Here is a 14,187-nt window from a genome sequence, read left to right as displayed (position 1 = left end):
AATTCTGATGGCCGATACCCACACACCGCTGCTCGCCGTGCTGATCGACGCTGACAACACGTCGCCGAAATGGACGCAGGCGATCTTTGATGAAATCGCCGGCATGGGCGAAGCCTCTGTGCGCCGCTGTTACGGTGATTTTTCGTCCCAGCAGATGACCGGCTGGAACAAGGTTCAGGCTGAATTTGGCTTGGTGCCGCATCACCAGCCGGCCAACACGGTGGGCAAGAATGCAAGCGACATCGCGCTGGTGATCGACGCGATGGACCTGATGCATTCGGGCCGGTTCGACGGCTTCGTGTTGGTGTCCTCGGACAGTGATTTCACCCGGCTGGCCAGCCGTATCCGCGAACAGGGGCTGGATGTCTTCGGGATCGGCGCGCAAAAAACGCCCGCGGCATTCCGTCAGGCGTGCAAACGGTTCATCTATCTGGAGAACCTGCAAGGCAGCGGCGCACCGGATACCCCCGCCAAAACCAGCGGCAAGAACCTCAATGAAGCGCGTGACATGCTGTTCAAGGCGATGGACAGCATTGATCAGGACAGCGAATGGTACGCTCTGGGGCGTCTGGGCCAGCAAGTGACCGCGGCAAACCCGGATTTCGACACCCGCAGCTATGGACACAAGAAGCTGAGCGATCTCATCGCCGCGATCAAGGTTCTGGAAACGCGGCGCGAGGGCAATCAGTTAATGGTGCGTCGCGTCGACTGAACCCAAGTGCCGCTGGCTTGAGAGCCGATGATCGCCAAAGGAAAAGGCCCACCGCAACTTCAATGCGATGGGCCTTTTGTATCGATATTTTAACTCAGATCAGACGCTGACGGCTTCAGTTCAGCAACCCGGCATGGCGCAGGCCCTGTTCGACCAGCACCTTGGTTTCGTCCAACAGTCCGGTTAGCGGCGAGCGGACCTCTTCGCTGCACAGCCCTAGCCGTGACATGGCGTATTTCACGCCGACCAGACCCGGCTCGGTAAAGATCGCCTGATGCAGCGGCATCAACTTGTCCTGAATCTCCAGCGCCTTGGCATAGTCGCCGGCCTGCATCGTTTCCTGCAATTCGGCGCAGAGCCGCGGTGCAACATTGGCCGTGACCGAGATGCAGCCGACCCCACCTTGGGCATTGAAGCCGTGCGCGGTGGCGTCCTCGCCAGAAATCTGGATGAAATCGGTGCCGCATGTGATGCGCTGCTGGCAGACCCGCGCCAAATCGCCGGTTGCATCCTTGACGCCGATGATACGCGGCAATTTCGCCAGTTCACCCATCGTCGCGGGGATCATGTCCACGACCGAACGGCCGGGGATGTTATAGATGATTATCGGCAAATCGCAGCAATCGTGCAGCGCGCGGAAATGCGCGATGAGGCCGCGTTGCGTCGGTTTGTTGTAATAGGGCGTGACCACCAGTGCGGCATCTGCCCCGACCTTGTGCGCATGCTGCATGAAGCGCATCGATTCGACGGTGTTGTTGCTGCCCGCACCCGCGACGACCGGGACCCGGCCGTTTGTGGCTTGTACCACGGCCTCGACCACGGCCTCGTGCTCTTCGTGGCTGAGCGTCGGGCTCTCGCCCGTGGTGCCGACAGGTACCAGACCATGACTGCCTTCGCCGATATGCCATTCCACCAGTTTCTTGAGCGTGTCAAAATCCACTGCGCCGTTCTTGAACGGCGTGACAAGGGCAGGCAGAGAACCTTTGATCATGTCGCGCTCCTTTCGGATCAGATGGGCGGGTAAGCAGGCCCGCTAACAGGAATATCAAGCGCCCGGCGACATGCTGCCCGATCCTCCGGTTTGCGTGTGGACGGAAGGGCGGTGGCCGCATAGGCTGGCGCTGTCTATCCTTTGCAATGGCGGGAAATGCAAGAGATGTTGCGCGTAATTACGGTCCTTCTGGTGCTGATTTGTCTCTCGTCTCCGGGGGGGGCGCAATCGGCTGACATCCGTCCACCCAGCGCGCTGGCCAGCGCACTCGACGCGGCGCAAGGCGGGCGCTGGGCTCGTGCCTCGGAGTTGGCGGCCCGCGAAGGGCAAGTGGCGAAGGCGATCATCGAATGGAGCCGCTTGCGTGCGGGGCGCGGCAGCGTGCCTGAGATTCTCGCCTTTCTAGAGACTTACCCGGACTGGCCGGGGCTCGACTATCTGCGCAAGCAGAGCGAGCCCGCTTTCGAGGATGCCAGCGACGCGGAAGTGATCGCGTTTTTTGCCGGATCCCACCCTCAGACCGGTGCGGGTGTGCTGCGCTATGCCGCGGCACGCCTCGTTGGTGGTGAGCGGGGCGAGGCCGAGGCCAGCGTGGTCCTGGCGTGGCGCACGATGGATCTGAGCACCGAAGAGCATGTTGCGTTCCTCAATGCGCATGGTCCGCTGCTGGAGCCGCATCATCTGGCCCGGCTGGACATGACGCTCTGGCGAGGCTTGAAGGACAGCGCGCTGATGCTGCCCTTGGTGGATGAGGAAGACCGCGTCGTGGCCGAGTTTCGCCGCAAGATCGCGCGCGGTGAGGGCGGGATCGATGCTGCGCTTGCCATGTTGCCGGCAAGCCGACGGGACGATCCGGGGATCGCCTATGAGCGTTTCAATCGCTACCTGAGGCAAGACGAACCCGAAAAGGCCATTGCGCTGCTGCAGTCGCAAAGCCGCATCGCGGGTGGGCTGGGCGAGGCCGAGCGCTGGTCAGGCTGGCGGCGCAGTCTGGCGCGGCGGATGATGCGCGACGGCCAGTATGCGCTGGCCTATGATCTGGCAGCCAATCATCAGCTTGACGGCGGCGCGGCCTATGCCGACCTAGAATGGTTGGCGGGGTATCTGGCGCTGCGCTTTCTTGATGAGCCGGAACTGGCGCGCGATCATTTCCAGCGTCTGCGCGCCGGAGTGGAATCACCCATCTCGATGGGACGTGCGAGTTACTGGATCGGGCGTGCGCAGGAGGCGCTGGGCGATGTCGAGGCGGCAGCGATCGCTTATGCAGAAGGCGCACAGCACCAGACCAGTTTTTACGGGCTACTTGCCGCGGAAAAGGCTGGGCTGCCCTTTGATGTCGGCTTGGGGGCCTCGGCTGTGCCGCCATGGCGCGAGGCAGCATTCGCGAAAGGTTCGCTGGCGCAGGCCGGTTCACTGGCGTTGGGCGCGGGGCAGCGCGGGCTCGCCGAGCGGTTTTTCCTGGCGCTCGCCGAGACGCTGGATGAGACCGGATTGCGCCAGATGGCGCGGATGCTGGACGATCTGGAGGCGCCGCATCTGCAGGTGATGCTGGGCAAACACGCCGCACAGCGGCAGATCATTCTGGCAGAGGCGTACTACCCCTTGCACCCGATGATCGACATGGATCTGCCGGTGCCGATGGAAATGGCGCTGGCCATCGCCCGCCGCGAGAGTGAGTTCGACCCGTCGGTGGCCAGCGGCGTGGGTGCGCAGGGGTTGATGCAGTTGATGCCCGGCACCGCCAGCGACGTGGCACGCGATCTGGCGCTTGCCCATCAGCACTCCCGCGTTCTGGGTGACTGGGAATATAATGTGCGGTTGGGGTCCACCTATCTGGCGCAGCTGTCGTTGGAATTTGGCGCGAATGTCGTGATGATTTCTGCCGGTTACAATGCTGGCCCGCGCCGTCCGGCCCAGTGGATGGAACGATTCGGTGACCCGCGCGCGGGTGGCATGGATGTGATCGACTGGATCGAACACATCCCGTTTCGCGAAACGCGCAATTACGTCCAGCGCGTCGCGGAAAGCCTGCCCATTTACCGCGCGCGGATGGGCAAACCGCCACATCCGCTACCGTTCAGTCAGGAATTGATCGGTGCCAGCGTGCCGTCAACCTTGGAAACGCAATAGTGCGGCACGCATCCGCCCGGGCGGGCGTCTTCGTGCTTGGCTGGTCGCGCGGGCTTGCATAGGCAAACGGCCCCGCGCCGTCATGCCTTCACGCGTTCCCGCCATAGGGTAAAGAGCCCGGTGGCCACGACAATCCCCACTCCGATTGCCACGTTGGTGCGGATCGTTTCGTCAAAGACGGTGACCCCCAGGACGCTGATGAAAACGAGTTGCAGATAGGCAAAAGGTTGCACTGCGCTCGCTTCGGCCACTTCGTAGCATTTGATCAGCGCGTAATGCCCGCTGGCACCAGTCACGCACAAGAGCGCCATCCATGCCCAATCGGGCGCTGCCATAGGCTCCCAGAACCACATGCCGACAAGGGTCATGCCGATCGCGCCAACGACCCCGGTCCAGAAGAAGCTGGTCGCGGTGCTGTCCTGTCGTGACGCATAGCGGGTGAGCAGCCCATAGAGCGTGAACAACAAGGCAGCGACCAGCGGGACGATGGCCGCGGGTTCAAAGACGCCGAATCCGGGCTCCAGGATGACGAGCACGCCGATGAACCCGATGCCGATGGCCGTCCAGCGCCGCCAACCGACCCGCTCGCCGAGGACCGGACCCGACAGGGCGGCGATCAGCAGCGGGTAACAGGCAAAGACCGCGTGGCTCTCGATCAGGCCGAGCAGTGTAAAGGAAAGCACCATCACACAGATTTGGGAGACCAGAAGCAGCGCACGGAACGCCTGCAGGATAGGTTGACGGGTGCGCGCCGCCGCACGCAGGCCGCCCGCTTTGCGCCCGGCTACGGCCACCACGAAGGCCGCGAAGAACCAGAACCGGATCATGATCACCATGTAGACGTTGTATTCACCCGCCAGGTACCGCGAGATCCCGTCTTGCATCGCAAAGATGAAGGTGGACAGCAGCATCATCCAGATGCCGAGTTTGAGGTTCTGTTCGGTCATTGTCTGCGCTCTGCCACCGTCATGTGCCGCTTGCGTCCGAATCCGGGCTGGCGGGTCACGTCAAAGCCCGCTTCGGCCAGTCCGCGCCGCACGAATCCGGCAGCGGTGTAGGTGGCCGCCGTACCGCCGGGCGCGGTGTGGTCGAACACGGCCTGCATCAGGGGCGGCTGCCACAGTTCGGGGTTTTTCGCGGGCGAGAAACCATCGAGAAACCAAGCGTCTGCCATGCCCTGCCACTCTGGCAGGGTCTGCCGCGCGTCGCCGGTGATCACTTGCAGCATCACGCCGCTGCCCAGGTCGATCTGCCGCCCCCCTGCTTCCCACCCGGCAAGCAGGGGGGCGGCCACCGCGTCAAGTGCGGCGTGTACGGCCAGCGCGCGTGCCATGTCACTGGCGCGCATCGGATAGGCCTCGAAGGAGGTCAGATGCAGCTGTCCCGGCGCACCTGCTTCCTGCCACGCGATGAGCGCGGCCAGCATGTTCAGCCCGGTGCCAAAACCCAGTTCAGCGATATGGAAGCCATCGCGGAATCGCGCGGGCAGGCCGTTGCCCTTCAAGAAGACATGCTGCGTTTCCGCCAAACCATCCTCACGGCTGAAATAGGGATCGTCGAACCGGACACTGACCGGGACATCGTCCGCTTGCCACTCCAGTTCAGCCTGCTGGCCTTGCATGTCGGGTTCCTTTAACACCTGCGCCGAAGGGTCCCGGCGAGTGCGGCGACCATGCAAGGGAGGGCGCGCTTTGGCAATGGCAGATGTAACGGTGATGGGGGCCGGGATATTCGGCCTGTCGGTAGCCTATTCATGTGCTCGGCGCGGTGCGCTTGTGCGGGTGATCGACCCCGGCGGACCGGGGGCCGGGGCTTCGGGCGGGATCGTCGGTGCCCTCGCGCCGCATGTGCCCGAACAGTGGAACGAAAAGAAGGCATTTCAGTTGGATAGCCTGCTGATGGCCGAAGGCTGGTGGCGGGAAATTGCCGAGGAATCCGGGATTGATCCCGGTTACGCGCGCCTCGGACGGCTTCAGCCGGTTTCGGATGAGTCGGCGCTTGCCTTGGCCACGGCGCGGGTGTCGGGGGCGCGCGACTTCTGGCAGGGCAGGGCCGATTGGCAAGTCGTCGCGGCAAAGGGCGAGGCATGGGAGCCACACAGCCCGACCGGCATGCTGATTCACGATACCTTGAGCGCGCGCATGCATCCGCGTCATGCGTGTGCCGCACTCGTCGCGGCGATCCGCGCGCGTGGTGGCGAGATTACGACCGAAGGTGCCGCCGCGCCTGGGACCGTCTGGGCCACGGGGGTTGCCGGTCTGACGGAGCTGGCTGCCGCGCAGTTCCGGCCGCTGGGCAACGGGGTCAAGGGGCAGGCGGCATTGCTGGATTACGCCGCACCGGAGCTGCCGCAGATTTTCGCGGACGGGGTTCATATCGTGCCGCACAGCGATGGCACCGTCGCCATCGGCTCGACCTCAGAACGGCTCTACGATGATCCGACCAATACCGATGTGCAATTGGATGCGGTGATCGAACGTGCCCGCTGGGTCGTGCCTGCCTTGCGGAACGCGCCGGTGGTCGAACGTTGGGCGGGGGTGCGACCGCGCAGCCGCAGTCGTGCACCGATGCTGGGCGAACACCCGCTGCGCAAAGGGGACTTCATTGCCAATGGCGGATTCAAGATAGGTTTCGGAATGGCCCCCAAGATTGGCGAAGTGATGGCCGATCTGCTTCTCGACGGTGTGGACCGTATTCCGGATGGTTTTCGACCCGAAGCCTCCACCTGACGGGCCTTCCCCCCATGCCGGCAATCGGGCAGAAAGAGCGCATGACGCCTGCTGATCTGATCCTTACGCCCACTGGTCTGCGATTTCGCGGGCGGCGCTATCCCTGCACAGTGGGGCGCGGAGGGCTGAGCGCCGCAAAGCGCGAAGGCGATGGCGCAACGCCCATCGGCACGTATTCCATCGTCGCGTTACTGTACCGGCCTGACCGGCTGGCGCGTCCGGCCCCCTGGGCGGTCCCGATCCGGCCAGGCGATCTGTGGTCCGATGCCAGTGGCGATTCAGCCTATAACCAATTGGTGCGCGCGCCTTATGCGCCCAGCCACGAGGTATTGCGCCGGGCCGATCCGCTCTATGATCTTATATTCGTCACGGACTGGAATTGGCCGGATGCACGCGCGGGGCGTGGGTCATGTATCTTTATGCATCAGTGGCGCCGACCGGGTTTTCCGACGGAAGGCTGCGTGGCAATGCGCCGTGACCATTTGCACCGTATCGCGGCGCAAGTCATTCTCGGTACCCGTCTTATCGTGCGCGGCTGATTTTGTTGCCCTAGGGTAAAGGCCGCCGTTGAGACTCGGGCCGCTCCTATTCTGGAGATAGGGATATAGCCGTCGCTGTTTCGCAACTTGACCCGACTTGTGATCATCTTTGGAGTATTCTCATTTTTCATTTTGAATTCAATTTGCGGCCAGATGCCGCCTACGTTCCCTTGATGAATTAAACTATGCGGTCCCTGCTATTCAAACATTCCAAAGGACACGGACTTGCATCTTCGGGATTTAAACAAATGGAGACTTAACTTCGTCGGCTATCGATTGGAAAACATTTGTAAAAGCAGGATAAAATAGGCATTACCAATACCTATTGTGTTGATTTGGGCAGCAAAATATGTGGAAGACGCAGTCGTGGGTATTAACGGTTAACCGAAATGTACGCTTGCGATGCGGCACAAAATACATACTTCAATAGTGTGCTGCAGTTGCACCATAAACCCAGAAAAGCGGCCGCTCCCAGCGGTTGACGAAATTTGTTTTGCACACCTTCATTCTTCGTATTAGGAGAAGCGTCTGTGAAATGGGCAAAACAATTAACAAGAATGGAACATGGATGTCACAAATCAATCTTAAAAATATGAGTATGTCGGAACTGCGCGCTCTCGAGAAGCGGGTCTCGCGTGCCATTGCTTCGCGTGAGAAAATCGAACGCAAAGAGGCGTTGGCGGCACTTAAAACGAAGGCAAAGCAACTTGGATATTCGTTGGGCGAACTCGTGGGCGATGCGAAATCCGACGAAAGTGTAAAAGCTCCGAAGACGGCGAAACAACGCAAGCCCGTCGCGGCGAAATACCGTAACCCCGAAAATCCAAGCCAGACATGGGCCGGTCGCGGTCGTCAGCCGAAATGGATCAAGGATGCGATCGCATCGGGCAAATCGATCGAGTCATTCGCTATCAAGTCCTGAGCTTTTCGGGCTGAGGTGCTGCCTCAGCCCGTATGCCGCTCGCCAAAGATTGCGCTGCCGACGCGCACATGGGTCGCGCCCTGCGCGATGGCGCGCTCGAAGTCGCCGCTCATTCCCATCGACAATCCCTTCAGGCCGTTGCGCGCCGCGATCTTGGCCAGCAGCGCAAAATGCAGGCTTGGCTCTTCGTCTGCGGGCGGGATGCACATCAGCCCGCGAAGCGGCAGATCTAGATCGCGGCACTCGGCGATGAATGCATCCGCGTCGGCGGGCAGAACGCCAGCCTTTTGTTCTTCCTCGCCGGTATTGACCTGGATGAACAGATCCGGGCAATGCCCCTCTTCCTGTGCGATGCGGGCGATTGCGCGGGCTAGCCTGGGCCGGTCTACCGAGTGGATGGACTGAAAGAGCGCCATCGCCTGGCGTACCTTGTTGCTCTGAAGCGGGCCGATCAGGTGCAGATCTATCCCCTCGTAGGTCTCGCGGAAACCGGGCCATTTCCTGGCGGCCTCCTGCACGCGGTTCTCGCCAAAACACCTGTGCCCGGCGTCCAGCACCGCGGCCACGCGTTCGTCGGGCTGCATCTTGGAGACCGCGATCAGCGTCACGGCATCGGCGGGCCTGCCTGCGTCCAGGGCGGCGGCCCGGATCCGGGCGGAAATATCGTCAAGGCTCATGAATTGCATCTCCGGTGGGTATCACTCCGTTGGGTCAAAGATAAATCAGGCACAGGCCCGGATGCAAAGCGTGAAATGGTATTGCTGCTTCGGCAAAGCTAAACCGCTTGCTCCGATGGCGCTGCTTGGATAGTAGAGAGGGGCAATTAACGTCGGACGGTGGTATGATCTTTTCTTCTGCAACGCGCGTATTCGGGATGCTGGCCTGTCTGGCCATCGTTGCCGCCTGCGGCAACAAGCCACCGAAATTCGATCCCAATGCGGTCGTGGTCGAGGGCGGCAAGGAAGCGACGCATGGCGGCGTACAAAGCGGGACGAGCATTTTTGATGCGTTTCGCGGTGACAAGACCGGGGTCAAGGTAAACCGATTCTTGTGGACCGCGTCGCTGGATGTGCTCGATTTTCTGCCAGTGCAGTCTGCCGATCCCTTTACCGGCGTAATTTCTACTGGTTACGGCGTTCCGCCGGGCGGCGGGCGTGCCTATCGTGCGACAATCCTGATCAGTGACCCGGCGCTTGATGCGCGGTCGCTGAACGTGGCGCTACAGTCGAAGGGCGGCCCGGTTGCGGCCGGCACCCAACGTGCGGTCGAGGATGCGATCCTGTCGCGCGCGCGCCAACTGCGCATTCAGGCCGGCAGGTACTAGGCGCACCCCTTCGCAAGCGCTGATAACGGGCACCCATTTGATGCCGCCTTATTCCCGGTTACTGTACGAATGACGCCCATCGGCTGATGGGCGCCCCCGGCTCGGTTGGGCGATTCGGATATGTTTGGGCGAATGTCTTGTCGCGCGGCAGTTTTGCACGTTACCCTTTTCTGGCTCGTCGGGCGATCCGCCCGCCCGAAGCGCTGGCTATCCAAGGGGGGCACAGCATGACCGCTGATATTTCGATCCGTCCGTTGCGAGAGGGCGATCATGCCGACTGGCTCAGGCTGTGGACGGCCTATCTGGATTTCTACGAGACCGAGCTGCCCCAAGACGTCATTGAAACCGCCTTTTCACGTCTGCTGAGCGGACGGCCGGGTGAATTTCAGGGCCTCATCGCTGAAATCGACAGGCGGCCGGTGGGGCTTGCGCATTTTCTCTTTCACCGGATTTTATGGTCAGTCGAGGATACCTGCTATCTGATGGATCTCTTCGCCGATCCCGAAACGCGCGGCAGGGGCGTCGGGCGTGCGCTGATCGAGGAAGTTCATGCCGCCGCGCGGGCGGCGGGCATTCCCGGCGTTTACTGGCAGACGCAGGAATTCAATTACAAGGGTCGCATGCTATATGACAAGGTGGCGACACGCACGCCGTTCATCATCTACGAAAAGAACGCGTAATCGTCTTTGTGATCTGACAAACCGGGCGCGTTGAATGCGGAAGAGGAATGACCCTTGAATCTTTCGGCCGCGAATATCTTCGCCCAAGCCTGCGCGGTGAACGTAGTGTTGGCGATCACACCACCAGCGGCATATCCATCAGATCCGTGACCCATTTCATCTGACGCGGTAGGCAGATCGTTTTCAGGTCGAATTGCGATTGCATCAGCGCGCGCGCGTTGCGTCCCAGCAAGGCGCGGGCCTCGGCATCGTCCAAAAGCTCGCAGATCTCGTCCACCAATGCTTCGCCGTCAAAGAAATCGACCATGCGACCGGTTTCGTCATCGCGGATGACTTCGCGCACGGGGGCGGTGTCGCTGGCGATGATGGCTGCCTCGCAGGCCATCGCTTCCATCAGGCTCCAGCTGAGCACGAACGGGTAGGTCAGGTAGACATGGACGCGGCTCAATTGCAGGATGCGGGTGAAATCACCATGCGGAATGCGTCCAAGGAAATGCACGCGCTTCCAATCTTCGGCGCTGATCTGATCGGCCACTTCGTCGCGAAATATCTGCTTCCAGGTTTTGCCACCGGGCGCGGGGGTGCCATAACTCACCTCATCCCCGCCGATGATGATCACCCGCGCTTTGGGGCGCTCTCGCAGCAGGCGCGGCAGGGCGCGCATGAAGATATGATAGCCGCGGTAGGGCTCCAGATTGCGATTGACGAAAGTGATGATCTCGTCGGCGCGGCTGAGTTCCGGATGCCCTTTCAGCTGGACCCGAACGTTTGGGGCCGGGCGTGACAGGTCGGTGTCGATCCCGTCATGGCAGACGGTGATCCGGTCGCGAAATTCGGCCGGGAATGTATCGGCCTGAAACCGTGTCGGGCTGATCCCGGCCTCGGCCCGCGGGAAGTGCAGATGGTTGTTGAGGTTCTTCAACCGGATGCGCAGCGGCTGCAAATCCGGGTCGCTTGTCGGAAATTCGGGGTCAAAGTTCAGATGCGGATAGCCCGCCTCGTGATAGAGTTCGCAATAGAGGCCCATGCGCGCCCGCGGCCACAAATCGCGCAGGAACATTGATTCGCCCCAACCGGGATGTGCAAGAATGATGTCGGGCTTGTAACCCTGATCACGCAGCGCGCGGGCGGCGCGGTAGCAGGCCTCTCCTCGTGTCACCTTGGTATCGAGATCCACCAGCCACGGATGCAGCTTCTGCCCGGTGCGTTTGGGCAAGGTATAGGGGCGGATCTGGACGCCTTTCCACGTGGTCGGCTCCTTGACGCGCAATGTCAGGGCCAGACAGGCGTGACCGGCCTCTGCCAGTGCCGGGGCCAGATGCTTGTACTGGCCCGGAAAATTCTGGTGAATGAAGAGGATATTCATGTGCCTGCACCGCCTGCTGCCCGGATTTGCCCGTTATAGGCAGGGCGGGCCGCGCTGCAAAGGGTCGCGTCGTGCGCCGGGAGGGGTAATCCATGGCGCTGACGATGATGCAATTTGACACCTGCCTCTGGACCCCGCGCCGCGCCCGGCATATCACCCTTCTCGATGCATTCAGACCAAAGAGGGGCGCCGCCCATGTCGCGCTATTCCGCCGCCGAGATCGAAGCCAGATGGCAACACGCTTGGGAAGAGGCCTCGATCTTCCGGGCCGTTCGCTCGGATGACAAGCCGAAGTATTACGTGCTCGAGATGTTTCCCTATCCGTCGGGCCGCATCCACATGGGCCATGTCCGCAACTACACGATGGGCGACGTCATCGCGCGGCACAAACTGGCGACTGGCCATAACGTGCTGCACCCGATGGGCTGGGACGCATTCGGCATGCCTGCGGAAAACGCGGCGATGGCCAGCGGTGGCCATCCCAAGGATTGGACCTATCAGAACATCGCCGACATGCGCGGCCAGATGAAGCCGCTGGGCCTCAGCATCGACTGGAGCCGCGAATTCGCGACATGCGATCCGGAGTATTACAGCCAGCAGCAGGCGCTTTTCCTCGACATGCTCGAGGCCGGGCTGGTCTACCGCAAGAATGCGGTCGTGAACTGGGATCCGGTCGACATGACCGTTCTGGCCAACGAGCAAGTGATCGACGGCAAGGGCTGGCGATCAGGTGCCGAGGTGGAGCGGCGCGAACTGACACAATGGTTCTTCAAGATTTCCGACATGGCCGAGGAATTGCTCGAGGCGCTGGATACACTTGAAAACTGGCCTGCCAAGGTGCGGCTGATGCAGGAAAACTGGATCGGAAAATCGCGCGGGCTGCAATTTTCCTTCTCGCTGATCGACGGCCCCGAAGGGCACGACCGGGTAGAGGTTTACACCACGCGACCCGATACACTGATGGGGGCCAGTTTCGTTGGCATTTCGCCGGATCATCCATTGGCCCGCCAACTGGAGAAAAGCGATGAAGCGCTGGCCACGTTCAATGCGGAATGCCGCAAGGGCGGAACCACGGCCGAGGCGTTGGAGACAGCCGAGAAACGCGGCTACGACACCGGCCTGCGCGTGCGTCATCCCTTTGACACGGCGTGGGAGCTGCCGGTTTACGTGGCGAATTTCATCCTGATGGATTACGGCACCGGTGCGATCTTTGGCTGCCCCGCGCATGATCAGCGCGATCTGGAGTTTGCCCGCAAATACGAATTGCCTGTGATCTCGACCTACCTGCCGCACGATACCGAACACCAGGCCCCCGAAGATGGCGGCGATGCTTATGTTCCGCCCAAGACCGAACGTGTCCGGTATGTCCGCGGTTTCGCGGGCGAGGAAGTGCAGACCGGGGATGACGCTATCGATGCGGCCATCGCATTCTGCGAATCCCAGGGCGTGGGGCAGGGCGTGACCAAATACCGCCTGCGCGATTGGGGCCTCAGCCGTCAGCGTTACTGGGGCTGCCCGATCCCGGTGGTGCATTGTGAGGTCTGTGGCGTGGTGCCGGAGGCCAAGGAAAATCTGCCGGTGCGCCTGCCGGATGATGTCACCTTTGACCAGCCGGGCAATCCGCTGGATCGCCACCCGACATGGCGGCAGACGACGTGCCCGTCCTGTGGCGGTGCCGCGCAACGCGAGACAGATACGATGGACACGTTTGTCGACAGTTCGTGGTATTTTGCGCGCTTCACGTCCCCGCATGCAAAAACGCCCACGGATCTAGAGGAAGCGGCCTACTGGATGAATGTCGATCAGTATATCGGCGGCATCGAGCACGCGATTCTGCACCTGCTCTATTCGCGCTTTTTCGCGCGTGCGATGCATCTTACCGGGCATCTGCCGAAATCCGCGATCGAGCCGTTCGATGCGCTCTTTACTCAGGGCATGGTAACGCACGAGATCTACCAGACGCGCGATGCCAATAATCGTCCGGTCTATCATCTGCCCGAAGAGGTGACCGATGGCAGGCTGAACGACGGCACCGAGGTGGAAATCATCCCGTCTGCCAAGATGTCCAAATCCAAGAAGAACGTGGTGGACCCGGCGCGGATCATCTCGGCCTATGGTGCCGATACCGCGCGCTGGTTCGTTCTGAGCGACAGCCCGCCCGAACGTGACGTCGAGTGGACTGCGGCGGGGGCCGAGGCTGCGCACAAGCACCTCGCACGGGTTTACCGGATCGTCTCCGAAATCGCGGCTGACACCGCCGAAAACGCCTCGGCAGAGGCGGATGAGGCGCTGCTGCGCGAGATGCACAAGGCGATCCACGACGTGACGGGTGGGGTAGAGTCCTTTGGCTTCAATGCCGCAATCGCGCGACTTTACGCCTTTACCAACACCCTGTCGAAATCCAAGGCCGGTGCGGCGGCCAAGCGGCAGGCCGCGACGGCACTGGCACAGCTCATGTCGCCGATGACGCCGCACCTGTCCGAGGAGCTGTGGCAGATGCTGGGCGGTACCGGTCTGGTCGTGACCGCCCCTTGGCCGGTGGCCGATCCCGCGATGCTGATCGACGACACCATCACGCTGCCAGTCCAGATTAACGGCAAACGGCGCGGCGAAATCGAGGTGGCGCAGGATGCATCCAAGGAAGCAGTTGAAAAAATCGCGCTGGCGCATGATGCTGTGCAAAAGGCACTGGATGGTGGACAGCCGAAGAAGGTGATCGTTGTCCCCGGACGGATCGTGAATGTGGTGGTTTAGGGCGTTTCCCCGGTACTGCGGAGCGCAAGGACCCAAATGG

Annotated in this window: 13 protein-coding genes; 8 read left to right on the top strand and 5 right to left on the bottom strand. The window is 61.5% G+C overall.

Going from position 1 to position 14,187, the window contains the following annotated elements; genetic code table 11:
• Positions 1–7 precede the first annotated feature (7 nt).
• Positions 8–712: an NYN domain-containing protein gene (locus O3306_RS04210; protein WP_272003741.1), complete on the top strand. Its 705-nt coding sequence runs from the start codon at positions 8–10 to the stop codon at positions 710–712.
• A gap of 115 nt (positions 713–827) precedes the next feature.
• On the opposite strand, the gene dapA is transcribed toward O3306_RS04210, so the two are convergent.
• Positions 828–1,703 (bottom strand): 4-hydroxy-tetrahydrodipicolinate synthase, encoded by an 876-nt coding sequence (dapA, locus tag O3306_RS04205; protein ID WP_272003738.1) that lies wholly within the window; start codon positions 1,701–1,703, stop codon positions 828–830.
• Between the two features lie 156 nt (positions 1,704–1,859).
• On the opposite strand from dapA, the gene O3306_RS04200 reads away from it, so the two are divergent.
• Positions 1,860–3,833 (top strand): lytic transglycosylase domain-containing protein, encoded by a 1,974-nt coding sequence (locus O3306_RS04200; protein WP_272003736.1) that lies wholly within the window; start codon positions 1,860–1,862, stop codon positions 3,831–3,833.
• An 80-nt stretch (positions 3,834–3,913) separates the two neighbouring features.
• Here the strand turns inward: O3306_RS04200 and O3306_RS04195 are convergent, their stop codons facing one another.
• Together O3306_RS04195 and mnmD are read right to left on the bottom strand one after the other, a co-directional pair.
• Positions 3,914–4,780, bottom strand: a complete 867-nt coding sequence (locus O3306_RS04195; protein WP_272003733.1) for a DMT family transporter — start codon at positions 4,778–4,780, stop codon at positions 3,914–3,916.
• Positions 4,777–5,454: a tRNA (5-methylaminomethyl-2-thiouridine)(34)-methyltransferase MnmD gene (gene mnmD, locus O3306_RS04190; protein ID WP_272003731.1), complete on the bottom strand. Its 678-nt coding sequence runs from the start codon at positions 5,452–5,454 to the stop codon at positions 4,777–4,779. Before mnmD ends, O3306_RS04195 begins: the two co-directional genes overlap by 4 nt.
• A gap of 76 nt (positions 5,455–5,530) precedes the next feature.
• On the opposite strand from mnmD, the gene O3306_RS04185 reads away from it, so the two are divergent.
• The 3 genes from O3306_RS04185 to O3306_RS04175 all read left to right on the top strand — a co-directional run bounded on the left by O3306_RS04185 (position 5,531) and on the right by O3306_RS04175 (position 8,023).
• Positions 5,531–6,562, top strand: coding sequence for an NAD(P)/FAD-dependent oxidoreductase (locus O3306_RS04185; RefSeq protein ID WP_272003728.1), 1,032 nt, complete (start codon positions 5,531–5,533; stop codon positions 6,560–6,562).
• Between the two features lie 41 nt (positions 6,563–6,603).
• Positions 6,604–7,101 (top strand): L,D-transpeptidase family protein, encoded by a 498-nt coding sequence (locus tag O3306_RS04180; RefSeq protein ID WP_272003725.1) that lies wholly within the window; start codon positions 6,604–6,606, stop codon positions 7,099–7,101.
• 535 nt (positions 7,102–7,636) lie between these two features.
• On the top strand, positions 7,637–8,023 hold the full coding sequence (locus O3306_RS04175; protein WP_272003723.1) for an H-NS histone family protein: 387 nt from the start codon (positions 7,637–7,639) through the stop codon (positions 8,021–8,023).
• Between the two features lie 23 nt (positions 8,024–8,046).
• Here O3306_RS04175 and O3306_RS04170 read toward each other — a convergent pair whose 3' ends face one another.
• Positions 8,047–8,700, bottom strand: a complete 654-nt coding sequence (locus tag O3306_RS04170; protein ID WP_272003720.1) for a YggS family pyridoxal phosphate-dependent enzyme — start codon at positions 8,698–8,700, stop codon at positions 8,047–8,049.
• Positions 8,701–8,864: 164 nt separating this feature from the next.
• On the opposite strand from O3306_RS04170, the gene O3306_RS04165 reads away from it, so the two are divergent.
• Together O3306_RS04165 and O3306_RS04160 are read left to right on the top strand one after the other, a co-directional pair.
• Positions 8,865–9,347 carry a DUF3576 domain-containing protein gene (locus O3306_RS04165; protein WP_272003717.1) on the top strand — a complete coding sequence of 161 codons (483 nt, stop codon included), beginning with the start codon at positions 8,865–8,867 and terminating at the stop codon, positions 9,345–9,347.
• A 227-nt stretch (positions 9,348–9,574) separates the two neighbouring features.
• Positions 9,575–10,027, top strand: a complete 453-nt coding sequence (locus O3306_RS04160; RefSeq protein ID WP_272003713.1) for a GNAT family N-acetyltransferase — start codon at positions 9,575–9,577, stop codon at positions 10,025–10,027.
• A 115-nt stretch (positions 10,028–10,142) separates the two neighbouring features.
• Here O3306_RS04160 and O3306_RS04155 read toward each other — a convergent pair whose 3' ends face one another.
• On the bottom strand, positions 10,143–11,393 hold the full coding sequence (locus O3306_RS04155) for a glycosyltransferase (RefSeq protein ID WP_272003710.1): 1,251 nt from the start codon (positions 11,391–11,393) through the stop codon (positions 10,143–10,145).
• Positions 11,394–11,588: 195 nt separating this feature from the next.
• Here O3306_RS04155 and leuS point away from each other — a divergent pair, with 195 nt between their 5' ends.
• Complete coding sequence (leuS, locus tag O3306_RS04150) at positions 11,589–14,147, top strand: leucine--tRNA ligase (RefSeq protein WP_272003707.1); 2,559 nt, start codon at positions 11,589–11,591, stop codon at positions 14,145–14,147.
• The last annotated feature ends 40 nt before the right edge of the window (positions 14,148–14,187 follow it).

This window comes from Roseovarius sp. ZX-A-9 (genome assembly GCF_028369135.1).
Classification (GTDB): domain Bacteria; phylum Pseudomonadota; class Alphaproteobacteria; order Rhodobacterales; family Rhodobacteraceae; genus Roseovarius.
Note: the sequence above shows the minus strand (reverse complement) of the source record. Positions and strands in the feature narration are given on the sequence as shown.

Coding starts and splice junctions, on each gene's coding strand:
- mnmD (WP_272003731.1), bottom strand. CDS start 5,454: ATGCAAGGCCAGCAGGCTGAACTGGAGTGGCAAGCGGACGATGTCCCG.
- O3306_RS04155 (WP_272003710.1), bottom strand. CDS start 11,393: ATGAATATCCTCTTCATTCACCAGAATTTTCCGGGCCAGTACAAGCAT.
- dapA (WP_272003738.1), bottom strand. CDS start 1,703: ATGATCAAAGGTTCTCTGCCTGCCCTTGTCACGCCGTTCAAGAACGGC.
- O3306_RS04185 (WP_272003728.1), top strand. CDS start 5,531: ATGGCAGATGTAACGGTGATGGGGGCCGGGATATTCGGCCTGTCGGTA.
- O3306_RS04195 (WP_272003733.1), bottom strand. CDS start 4,780: ATGACCGAACAGAACCTCAAACTCGGCATCTGGATGATGCTGCTGTCC.
- O3306_RS04200 (WP_272003736.1), top strand. CDS start 1,860: ATGCAAGAGATGTTGCGCGTAATTACGGTCCTTCTGGTGCTGATTTGT.
- O3306_RS04210 (WP_272003741.1), top strand. CDS start 8: ATGGCCGATACCCACACACCGCTGCTCGCCGTGCTGATCGACGCTGAC.
- O3306_RS04165 (WP_272003717.1), top strand. CDS start 8,865: ATGATCTTTTCTTCTGCAACGCGCGTATTCGGGATGCTGGCCTGTCTG.
- O3306_RS04170 (WP_272003720.1), bottom strand. CDS start 8,700: ATGAGCCTTGACGATATTTCCGCCCGGATCCGGGCCGCCGCCCTGGAC.
- O3306_RS04160 (WP_272003713.1), top strand. CDS start 9,575: ATGACCGCTGATATTTCGATCCGTCCGTTGCGAGAGGGCGATCATGCC.
- O3306_RS04175 (WP_272003723.1), top strand. CDS start 7,637: ATGGGCAAAACAATTAACAAGAATGGAACATGGATGTCACAAATCAAT.
- O3306_RS04180 (WP_272003725.1), top strand. CDS start 6,604: ATGACGCCTGCTGATCTGATCCTTACGCCCACTGGTCTGCGATTTCGC.
- leuS (WP_272003707.1), top strand. CDS start 11,589: ATGTCGCGCTATTCCGCCGCCGAGATCGAAGCCAGATGGCAACACGCT.